This window comes from Acidisoma sp., assembly GCF_035492295.1.
Classification (GTDB): domain Bacteria; phylum Pseudomonadota; class Alphaproteobacteria; order Acetobacterales; family Acetobacteraceae; genus Acidisoma.
Genome location: NZ_DATJJK010000157.1, coordinates 1 through 10,015 on the forward strand (window position 1 = coordinate 1; position 10,015 = coordinate 10,015).

Annotated in this window: 9 protein-coding genes; 6 read left to right on the plus strand and 3 right to left on the minus strand. The window is 66.0% G+C overall.

Annotated features, from left to right (window positions below; translation table 11 throughout):
* On the plus strand, window positions 1-805 hold an 805-nt coding region (locus VL752_RS11065), incomplete at its 5' end, for an AraC family transcriptional regulator (RefSeq protein WP_325355114.1).
* Window positions 806-816: 11 nt separating this feature from the next.
* Here VL752_RS11065 and VL752_RS11070 read toward each other — a convergent pair.
* The 3 genes from VL752_RS11070 to VL752_RS11080 are packed head-to-tail and all read right to left on the minus strand — an operon-like array spanning window position 817 to window position 4,425.
* Complete coding sequence (locus VL752_RS11070) at window positions 817-2,220, minus strand: amidase (protein ID WP_325355116.1); 1,404 nt, start codon at window positions 2,218-2,220, stop codon at window positions 817-819.
* Window positions 2,221-2,252: 32 nt separating this feature from the next.
* On the minus strand, window positions 2,253-3,302 hold the full coding sequence (locus VL752_RS11075; protein WP_325355117.1) for a tartrate dehydrogenase: 1,050 nt from the start codon (window positions 3,300-3,302) through the stop codon (window positions 2,253-2,255).
* 34 nt (window positions 3,303-3,336) lie between these two features.
* Window positions 3,337-4,425, minus strand: coding sequence for a LacI family DNA-binding transcriptional regulator (locus VL752_RS11080; RefSeq protein ID WP_325355119.1), 1,089 nt, complete (start codon window positions 4,423-4,425; stop codon window positions 3,337-3,339).
* A gap of 336 nt (window positions 4,426-4,761) precedes the next feature.
* On the opposite strand from VL752_RS11080, the gene VL752_RS11085 reads away from it, so the two are divergent.
* From VL752_RS11085 to VL752_RS11105, 5 genes are all read left to right on the plus strand, one after another.
* Complete coding sequence (locus tag VL752_RS11085) at window positions 4,762-5,805, plus strand: ABC transporter substrate binding protein (RefSeq protein WP_325355122.1); 1,044 nt, start codon at window positions 4,762-4,764, stop codon at window positions 5,803-5,805.
* Entirely contained in the window at window positions 5,805-7,322 is a 1,518-nt protein-coding gene (locus VL752_RS11090) for a sugar ABC transporter ATP-binding protein (RefSeq protein WP_325355124.1), read from the plus strand. Before VL752_RS11085 ends, VL752_RS11090 begins: the two co-directional genes overlap by 1 nt.
* Entirely contained in the window at window positions 7,319-8,287 is a 969-nt protein-coding gene (locus VL752_RS11095; protein WP_325355126.1) for an ABC transporter permease, read from the plus strand. Before VL752_RS11090 ends, VL752_RS11095 begins: the two co-directional genes overlap by 4 nt.
* On the plus strand, window positions 8,284-9,306 hold the full coding sequence (locus tag VL752_RS11100; RefSeq protein WP_325355129.1) for an ABC transporter permease: 1,023 nt from the start codon (window positions 8,284-8,286) through the stop codon (window positions 9,304-9,306). The genes VL752_RS11095 and VL752_RS11100 overlap by 4 nt, the downstream gene beginning before the upstream one ends.
* 2 nt (window positions 9,307-9,308) lie before the next feature.
* Window positions 9,309-10,015 (plus strand): Gfo/Idh/MocA family protein (locus tag VL752_RS11105; protein ID WP_325355131.1); only part of this gene is annotated, 707 nt, incomplete at its 3' end.

Below are 10,015 nucleotides of genomic sequence, written 5' to 3' on the forward strand. Positions count from 1 at the left end.
TGAGGGCATCAAGTTCCAGGCCGTCGTCACGGGTTCCTGCATGGTGGCGGTCGACGGCATGCCAGAGCCGATTCTGGCCCAGGCCGGAGACTGCTTTCTGCTGCCGCGCGGCCGCGCCTGCCGTATTGGTGCGCGGCTGGATCTGCCCGCCGTCCCCGCCGAAACCGTGGTCGCCAACAAGCGGCCGGGCGATCTCGTGGTGCTGAACGGCGGTGGCGACTTCCTCAGCCTGGGCGGCTTTTGTTCGCTGGCCGGTGACCACGCCGCCATTCTGCTCAGCGTTCTGCCGCCGGCGCTGCATATCCGCGGCGAGAAGGCCAAAAGCGTGCTGCGTTGGTGCATCGACCATATGCGCGAGGAAATGAAGGACCCGCAGCCGGGCGGTTTCCTCATCGCCCAGCAACTGGCACAGATGCTTCTGGTGCAGGCCTTGCGGGCGCATCTTCTGGAACCCGGTACCGGCGTGGGCTGGCTTTTCGCGCTCGCAGACAGGCAACTCGGCGCGGCTCTGACGGCCATGCATGCTGAGCCCGCTCTGCCTTGGAGCGTGGACCAACTCGCCCGCGCGGCGGGCATGTCCCGCACCGCTTTTGCCCTGCGTTTCAAGGACCGGGTGGGGCAGACGCCGATGGAATATCTAACCCGCTGGCGCATGTTGCTCGCGGATGACCGGCTGCGCCACTCGCGGGAACCGGTCTCGGCCGTTGCGCTGTCACTCGGCTACACCTCCGAAAGCGCGTTCAGCACGGCCTTCAAGCGCGTCATGGGCGCGGCCCCGCGCCGGCATACGCAGCGCGTGGCCTGATCCCTCTTCCTTCAGGTGGCGAGGGCCGGATGCCTCGTATGCCAGTCCGTCACGGATTGAAACGCGTGGCCCACGCGGCAGAGCAGCTGCTCCGCCTCGTGGCGCGCGACCAGTTGCAGGCTGAGCGGCAGACCGGCCTCGTCAATCCCGCTCGGCAGCGTGATGGTCGGGCTGCCGGAGAAATTGAAGGGTGCGGTGAAGCGCAGAATACGTTCCAGCACCGCGGGGTCCTTGCCGTATTCGCCCATTCTGGCAAGGCTCGGGATCGGCACCGGCATGGTCGGCACGAGAAGCAGATCCACCGTTTCGAACAGCGCCTTGAGCGCGCCCGAAAAGGCCAAGCGATCGTGATAGATCCGGCCCAGTTCCATTCCCGTCACCGCGCGGCCTTGTTCGATCAAACCCGCGAGATCCGGCCCATAGGCGTCCTTGTGGCGCGGATAGGTGTCCTGGTGGGCAAGCGCGGTCTCGACCGAGCAGAAGGGTATCCAGCCACGCACCAGGTCGGCGGTTGGGGGCATCGCAATCTCGGTGATGCGCGCGCCCAGGCTCGCCAGGACGTGTTCGGCCTCGGTGACGGCCGCCACGACCTGGGGGTCGATTTCGTCGCTGATGAAGCGCCGGTCGATACCGATGGTCAGGCCGCGGATACTGTCGCCGATCCCGGCGAGATAGTTGGGAATCGGGCCGGGCAGCGCTGTCGGATCGTTCACGTCGGATCCGGCGATGACACCGAGCATGGCGGCACAATCAGCCGCACTCCGCGCCATCGGGCCAACATGGTCCAAGGACGCCGCCAGGGCGAAAACGCCATGGCGGCTGACCCGGCCCCAGGTCGGCTTGATACCGGTCAGGCCGCAGGTCGCGGAGGGAAAGCGGATCGACCCGCCGGTATCGGAACCAAGCGCGCCGTAGCAGAATCCGGCGGCTGTCGCGGCGCCGGAGCCGGTCGATGATGAGCCAACCCAGTGGTCGCGGCTCCAGGGATTGAGCGGCCCGGGATTCTCCGGATGATGACTGGTATAGGCCCCTTCGGTCATGGCGAGCTTGCCGAGGATCACCGCGCCGGCCTGCTCCAGTCGATCGACAACCGTGGCGTTATGATCGGGCGTCCAGTCCCGGAACAGCGCGGTCCCGCCTCCGGTCGGGGCGAAGACGGTGTTGCAGAGATCCTTGACCGCGATGGGCACGCCGTGCAGCGGCCCGCGCCACAGGCCACTCGCGATCTCCGCGTCCGCCGCCTCGGCGCGCGCCAGGGCGCGCTCGCCCAGAACCGTCGTGTAGCTGCGATAGATGGGGTCGAGCGCGGCGATCCTGTCCAGCATCGCCTGCGTGACGCTGACGGAGGTGACCTCGCCCCGGCGGATACGCTCCGCTACCGAGAGGAGGGAGGCGAATTCGTAACTGTCGCTCATGTCAAACCTCATGCTCTGTGGCGGGTGCCGCGTCAGCGCGCCCGCACCGCCGCCAGTACGGCCGCCGTCACGGTTTCAGTCTTGTCCTGACCCGGCCGTGTGCCGATCCCGCGCGCCGTCACCGCTTCAATCGCGCCCATCACGCGCGCGGCCGCCCCGGTCTCGCCCAGATGATCGAGCATCATGGCACCTGACCAGATGGCAGCGATCGGGCTGGCGATACCGAGATGTGCGATGTCTGGCGCGGAACCGTGCACCGGCTCGAACATCGAGGGAAACCTGCGGGTCGGATCGACATTGGCCGAGGCGGCGAACCCGAGGCCGCCTTGAAGGGCAGCCCCCAAGTCGGTCAGGATATCACCGAACAGATTTGAGGCCACGACGACATCGAGGCTTTCGGGCGCCATCACCATCCGCGCCGCCATGGCATCGACATGGTAGCTGCGCACATCGACATCGGGAAACTCTGCGGCGACGCGCGCCGTCATCTCATCCCAGAAGACCATCGAATGTTTCTGGGCATTGGATTTGGTGACTGACGCTAGAATCCCGCGGCGTTTGCGCGCGGATTCGAAGGCAAACCGGAGAATCCGCTCAACGCCGCGCGCCGTGAAGATTGCGGTTTCAACCGCCACTTCATTCTCCGTGCCCTGATGAACCCGGCCGCCGGCCCCGGAATACTCCCCTTCGGTATTTTCACGAATGCAGAGAATATCGAAATCGGTCTTGCGCAGAGGCCCGTTGACCCCCGGCAGCAGGCGATGGGGACGGATATTGGCATATTGCACGAAGGCCTTGCGGATCGGCAGCAGAAGACCGTGCAGGGAGACCGAATCCGGCACCTCCTGCGGCCAACCCACGGCGCCGAGCAGGATTGCATCGAAACCGCGCAGGGTCTCAATCCCGTCCGGGGGCATCATCGCGCCCGTTTCTTTGTAATATGCGCAAGACCAGGGGAACGCCTGCCCGTGCAATTCCAGTCCGTCCACGGCCGCGGCCGCCTGCAAGACCTGCCAGGCCGCCTGCGTGACGTCCGGGCCAATCCCGTCTCCCGGGATGAGGGCAATCCGATAGCTCTTCATGTCTAAAACCGCTCCAATGGTGTCACCCAGGCCTTCATTCCGGCAGGTTCTCACGGAAGATCGCATGCACGCGCATCGGCCGGCTGGCCGGGCGTTCCACGCCGCGCGCCGCCTGAACGAGCAGCTCGATCGCTTCCCGCGCCTCGACCCGCGGATTCTGGTCGATCAGCGCGTCGATCGTGCCGCTGACGAGGAAGCGGCGTGTCTCCTCCGTCAATTCGTGCCCGATGATCACGACATCCTGCCCCCGCCCCGCTTCCTCAAGCGCGAGCGCGATGCCTTCGACACCGCCACCAATACTATAGATGGCCGCCAGATCGGGATAGCGGCCGAGCAGGAGCTTCGCCTCTGCATAGCCCTGGCGCCTGTCGTCACTCACCTCCCGCAAGTCGACGATGGTGAGGGCAGGATAGGCTTCCGCCAGGATGTGGCGAAAGCCCATCTCCCGCTCCTCATGCCCGCGATAGGAGAGCGAGCCTGCAAAGAGCGCCACCTTGCCTGCGCTACCGCGCAGGAAGCGACCCAGGAGATACCCAGCCAGACGCCCGGCCGCACGATTGTCGATGCCGACATAGCCGACGCGTGGCACCTGAGTGATATCGGAGGCGAGCGTCACGACCGGCGTGCCCGCCGCGGTCAGCGAGCGGATCGCCTCGCGCAGCCGCGGATGGTCGAGGGCGGTCAGGGCGACGCCCTGGGACTTGCCGGTAAGTTCACCGAGCTTCTCCGCCATCGCCGCCGGATCGAAGCCTTCGATCATGTGCAGGCGCGCCTGAACCTCCGGCCGTAGGGCGGCGCAATCCACAATATGCTGGGCGAGATTGAGGATGAAGCGGTTGGTACCGTCGGGCAGCACGAAATCGAGCATCAGGGGAGCGGTGTCCTCCGCCGCCTCTTCCGGCGGTGCCGGAAGATAGCCAAGGCGGCTCGCCACCAGCAGAACTCGCTCGCGGGTCCTGTCCTTCACGCCGGGCCGTTGATTGATCACACGATCGACGGTGGCGAGGGAGGCGCCCGCGTCGCGCGCGATGTCATCAAGCGTCACGCGCCGTCCCGGGGATGGCCGCGCCACGGGCGGCCGCCCCGCTGCCTCGTCGTCATTCCGGTCGCTCAGCGTCGCCATGGCCACTCCAGACTCGGGCTCTCCCCACCATTTTGCCCCCTTGGGAAGGCCGAGACCAGGGCGCCCCCGCCAAAGCGGCACCCGAGAGAGGCGACGCAGATCCCTGATTTGCGGCCGATTTTCCCGCTGATCTCCTGACTTTGGCGGCGCTTCTATCAAAATTCACCTCAATTCACCTCATTATGACAATTTTTCTTGATGTGTTTTGAGCTCTTTGCCTAAATGGCCTCGGCGCTGTGGAGTAGTGCGGCACGAGCCGCGGTCCCGCGTCCAACAAGAAAAGGGGTCGTCGCAGGTGCGGCTACGGCCCCATCAAAAGCACCATGAGGACACGCAATGGCACTCACGCGACGAGGATTTTCCTCCTCCGCCCTCGGCCTCATCGGCCTGGCGTCGCTCGGCGGCGTCACCGGGGCCAGGGCCGCAGAGCCGATTACCATCGGCCTCTCCAACGGCTATTTCGGCACCGAATGGCGCGACCAGATGATCGACGCCTCCAAGAAGCAATTCGCCATGTACGAGGCGAACGGGCTTGCCGGAAAACTCATCGTCCAGCAGGCCGGGCCCGATACCGCGGCCCAGATTCAGGATGTGCGGAACATGATCCGCAGCCGCGTCAAGGTCATCATGATCGACGCCAATTCCGCGACCGCACTGACCGGCGTCATTCACGAGGCTAAGCGCGCGAAGATTCCCGTCATCGCCTTCGACCAGGCCGTGAGCGACCCGTATGCGATCAATGTCGGAATCGACGAATACGACTGGGGCAAGCATTACGCGGAGTGGATCGTCCAGCAGCTGAACGGAAAAGGCCGTGTGGCGGTGATGGACGGCGTGCCGGGCCACCCCGCCGCCGTCGCCCGCCGCACCGCCTTCATGGATGTCTTTGCAAAGAACAAGGGCATCGACATCGTCTGGTCCGGCTACGGCATGTGGGACCAGGCCAAGGCCCAGGCGGTGATGGCGACCGTGCTGGCGGCGACCCCGCATATCGACGCGGTCTGCACCGAGGACGGCATGGGGCTCGGCATCATGCGTGCCTTCCAGGCGGCCGGCCGCCCGGTGCCGATCATGACCGGGGAAGCGCAGAAATCCTTCCTCCTCGCCTGGAAAAAGGAACGCGATGCGGGGCATGACGTGCATCTTTTCGCACGCTCCAACCCGCCCGAAATCGGTCGCACAGCGGTCGGCGTCGCGACGCGCATCGCGCAAGGCAAACAGCTCAAGCCGCTGCCCGACAACACCTACCACTATCCGATCAAGATCGAGGTCACGAACGACAATCTCGATGAGCTTCTAGAGGGAGTGAAGGACAAGCCGGACGGCTACTTTCTTGGCGAATGGCTGGACGAGAAACAGCTCGACGCGCTGTTCGCCTGATGCCGGACACGACGCCCCCCCTTTCCGGTCTCGTCTCTGCGCGAAGGATTTCGAAATTCTTCGGCGGCGTCGCGGCGCTGGAGGGGGTCAGTCTCGAGCCGCTGCCGGGCCGCATTCTCGGCCTGCTCGGCGCGAACGGCTCAGGCAAATCCACGCTCTGCCGCATCATCGCGGGCGAACTTGCGGCCGATGGCGGCGAGATTCTGGTGGATGGCACCGCGGTACGGCTCGCCAGTCCGATGGAGGCAGTGCGGCGTGGCATTGTCATCGCGCATCAGCATCCGAGCCTGGCGCCGGATCTGCCGGTCTGGGAAAACCTCTTCCTCGGCACGGAATGGTGTGCGCGCGGCGGCTTTGTCGACCGCCGCCGCGCCCGCACCGCGGCGCGCGGCTTTCTGGATGCGGTAGGCCTCAGCATCAGCCTCGACCAGCCGGTCGAACGCCTGTCGGCAGCCGAGCAGCAACTTCTGGAAATCGCCCGGGCACTCTCGCGCAATCCGAAACTGCTGATCCTGGACGAGCCGACGGCGCCTCTTTCGGCGGCTCTCGTCAATCTCCTTTTTGACCGCGTGCGGGTGCTCGCCCGTGGCGGCACCGCCGTCATCTTCATCTCCCATCGCCTGCAGGAGGTGGAAGCGCTCTGCGACGATCTCGTCGTGCTGCGCAACGGACGCCGCGTCGGCCACTGGCCCCTCTCCGAGGGGCTTGATGAGGCCCGCATCCTCAACCTTCTGACGGGCGATGCAGACCAGCCACCCCGTACCGCTCTCGCGGCACGCGCACCAGGGGGTTGCGTGCTCAGCCTGCGCGATTTCCGAAGCGGCGCCGCGGTGCGCGGCGTCGACCTCGAACTGCGGCAGGGCGAAATCCTGGGTCTCGCCGGCCTGCAGGGTCAGGGCCAGGAACAGCTGCTGGACGCCATGGCCGGCTTCCGTGCCCAGAGCGGCGGAGAAATTCGGCATCACGGGCAGACCCTGTCTCCCCGCCTGCCGCGGGACATGATCCGCCGCGGCATCTGCCTGGTGCCGAACGACCGGCACCGCCAGGGCCTGTTCATGGAGCAGACGGTCGGCGAAAACCTCTCCGCTGTCGCCCTCGCCTTATGGCGGCGCCCCTGGCGCCTCCCGCGCCGCATGCTGCAAGCCTTCGTTCTTCGTACCATTTCCGGTCTCCTCATCAAGACCGTCGGGCCGGACCGGCCGGTCGCCAGCCTTTCCGGCGGCAATCAGCAAAAGGTCGTGGTTGGAAAATGGCTGGCGACGGAAATTGACGTTCTTCTGTTGAGTGATCCCACCAAGGGGGTGGACATCCGGGCGCGCCGGGAAATCTACCAGACGCTCGGCAATTTGGTGGCGAAGGGCAGTGCCGCCTTGGTTTATGCCTCCGACACGCATGAATTGCTGCAACATTGCGACCGCATCCTGGTCATGTACGAAGGCCGTATCGTAGAGTCCCTGAGCGGTGATGAGATGACGGAGCAGCGCGTGATCGCCGCCAGCTTCGGGCGCGCCGCATGAGCGCCGCCGTGCAAGCGCCGCGCGTGGCCCTCTGGGGCAGGCTGCGCCGCAGCGGCCTCGTCCCCGGCTTCCTCATGCTGGCGGCCGTCGTCATCCTCAACATCGTGCTGCAGCCTGATTTCTTCAGCGGCGGTTCGCTCTCCAGCAATATCGCGACCTTCGCGCCGACGATCCTCATCTGCGTCGCCCAGGCGGTGATCGTGCTGAGCGGCGAGCTTGACCTCTCGGTCGGCGCTGGCGTCTCCCTCCTCAACTGTGTCATGGCGAGCCTGCCTTCCGCCCATGTCGGCGGCCCCATCGGCATCTTTACCATCGCGCTCGCAGTGTCGCTCGCCTTGGGCGCTGTCAACGGGCTGCTGGTTGCCTATGCCGAACTGCCGTCGCTGGTCGCGACCTTCGCGACCGGCGCCATCTGGTTCGGCCTCGCACTCGCCATCATGCCGCAGCCCGGGGGCGTCATTCCCGATACGGTGGGGGACGGCTATGCCGGCACGGTCTTCGGCCTGCCCGTGCCGCTGCTCATCGTTGCCCTCGCCATGCTGCTCTGGTTCGCGCTCATCCGCCATCGCGCCGGGCGGCGCATCATGGCCGTCGGCAGCAATGCGCAAGCCGCGCGGGATGCCGGCATTCCGCTGCGCCGGACCAAGCTCATGGCCTATGTCTTCGCCTGGTTCCTGGTCTTCCTCTGTGCGGCGACGATTTCCGCGCAGACCATGTCGGGCGATCCGCGGCTCGGCCAGGGCTATACCCTCGCCTCGGTCGCGGCCGTCGTCATCGGCGGCATTTCGCTGCGTGGCGGTCGCGGCACGCCATGGGGCGCCCTCGTCGGCGCGCTGGTTCTCGGACTTGTCACCAATGTCATCTATTTCGCCGGCATCGCCAGCAGCTGGCAGGAACTGGTCAAGGGCCTCGTCATCGTCATTGCCCTCGGCTTCATGGTGCTGGAGGGGCGGCGCCGGTTATGAAAACCGCCCTTGCTCGTCCGCTCCTGCTCGTCGGCATCGCGCTTCTACTGCTGATCGTCGGCCAGACCGCCATGCCCGGCTTCCTCAGCGCCGGGCAGATCGGCAATCAACTTAAGATCGCGGCCTTCCTTGGTATCTTCGGGCTTTGCCAGACCATCGTCATCGCCGCCGGCGGCCAGGGGCTTGATCTCTCGGTCGGCGCCAACGCAACCCTCGGCGGCCTTCTCGGTGCAGCCATCATGCATGGCAGCAACGGCATGACGGCACCCGGCCTGCTCGCCGCACTCGCCGCCGGCCTCACGACTGGCACGCTCAACGGTGTCGGTATCGCCGTGATGCGCGTGCCACCACTGGTCGCGACACTCGCCATGACGAGCGTTGTCGATGGCGCTGTCATCGCCGGGGTTGGCATGCTCCACCCCTCCAATGCCGCGAGCCCCGCCCTCGTCTGGATGGCCGGCTGGTCCAGCGCCGGCATGCCCAATGTCGTCGTCATCTGGGCGGCACTTGCTGCCGTCGCGGTCTGGCTACTCTCAGCCTCGGCCTGGGGCAAGCGACTGGAGGCGACCGGTGCCAACCCAACCGCCGCCCTGCTCTCCGGCACCAATACGCAGGCGGTACGCATCACCGCCTATGCCCTGAGCGGCGCGCTCGCGGCCTTCGGCGGCTTCATGCTCACGGGCTATGTCGGCCAAGCCTTCTTCGGTCTTGGCGATCCCTATATTCTCACCAGCATCGTGGTCGCCACCATCGGGGGCGCTTCGCTGGTCGGCGGCCGCGCACCCTATTTTGGCGTTATCTGCGGCGCGATCATGATGACTGTGCTTGTCAGCCTGCTGACGGCGCTGACCATCGGCGAGGCTGGGAGACAGATCATCTTCGGCGCCACGCTCCTTGCCTTCCTCGGCCTCGATCGCGTCCTGAAAGGCAGGCTGCTAGGCCCGCTGTTCGGCCGCCTGCGCCGGGCCGCCCCCCTGCCCACGACCGCGTCCGCTCCCGATCCGTCTTCAGGAGGCTAAGCATGGCCCAGACCCTCACCCTGACGCCCGATGCCCCGATCCGCTGCCGCGAGTTCCGCATCGGCTGCGTCGGCGCCGGCTTCATCATGGCGGACATCCATCTTGCAGCCTACAATGCCGCCGGCTTTCCGGTCGTCGCCATCGCCTCCCGCACCCGGGACAAGGCAGAACAGGTGGCGCGCCGCTGGAACATCGCAACCGTGCATGACACGCCGGAAGCAATGATTGAGGCCGGCGGCTTCGAGATTCTCGACATCGCCTATCCGCCGGACCGGCAACCGGCCCTCATCCGCGCGGCTATTGCACAGCCCGATATCCGCGCCATCCTGGCGCAGAAGCCCTTGGCTCTTGATCTCGCGACCGCGGAGGCGCTGGAGCGGGAATGCCGGGAGTCCGGAAAGCTGCTCTCCGTCAATCAGAACATGCGCTTTGACCAGTCGATGCGAACACTGAAGCAAGTGCTTGACCAGAATGCTCTCGGCACGCCGGTGATGGCGAGCATCGACATGCGCGCCATCCCGCATTGGCAGCCCTTTCTGCAAAGCTACGGGCGCCTCACTCTGCTCAACATGTCGATCCACCATTTCGACGTGCTGCGCTATCTCTTCGGGGACGTCGAAAGCATCTCCACCACCGTGCGCCCCGATCCGCGCACGCAGTTCGCGCATACCGACGGAATCTGCGTCTCCACCCTCAGCTTTCGCTCGGG

What these genes read in the sequence shown, in the direction of transcription:
- VL752_RS11070 (WP_325355116.1), bottom strand. Translation starts at nt 2,220, where the DNA reads ATGAGCGACAGTTACGAATTCGCCTCCCTCCTCTCGGTAGCGGAGCGT.
- VL752_RS11075 (WP_325355117.1), bottom strand. Translation starts at nt 3,302, where the DNA reads ATGAAGAGCTATCGGATTGCCCTCATCCCGGGAGACGGGATTGGCCCG.
- VL752_RS11080 (WP_325355119.1), bottom strand. Translation starts at nt 4,425, where the DNA reads ATGGCGACGCTGAGCGACCGGAATGACGACGAGGCAGCGGGGCGGCCG.
- VL752_RS11085 (WP_325355122.1), top strand. Translation starts at nt 4,762, where the DNA reads ATGGCACTCACGCGACGAGGATTTTCCTCCTCCGCCCTCGGCCTCATC.
- VL752_RS11090 (WP_325355124.1), top strand. Translation starts at nt 5,805, where the DNA reads ATGCCGGACACGACGCCCCCCCTTTCCGGTCTCGTCTCTGCGCGAAGG.
- VL752_RS11095 (WP_325355126.1), top strand. Translation starts at nt 7,319, where the DNA reads ATGAGCGCCGCCGTGCAAGCGCCGCGCGTGGCCCTCTGGGGCAGGCTG.
- VL752_RS11100 (WP_325355129.1), top strand. Translation starts at nt 8,284, where the DNA reads ATGAAAACCGCCCTTGCTCGTCCGCTCCTGCTCGTCGGCATCGCGCTT.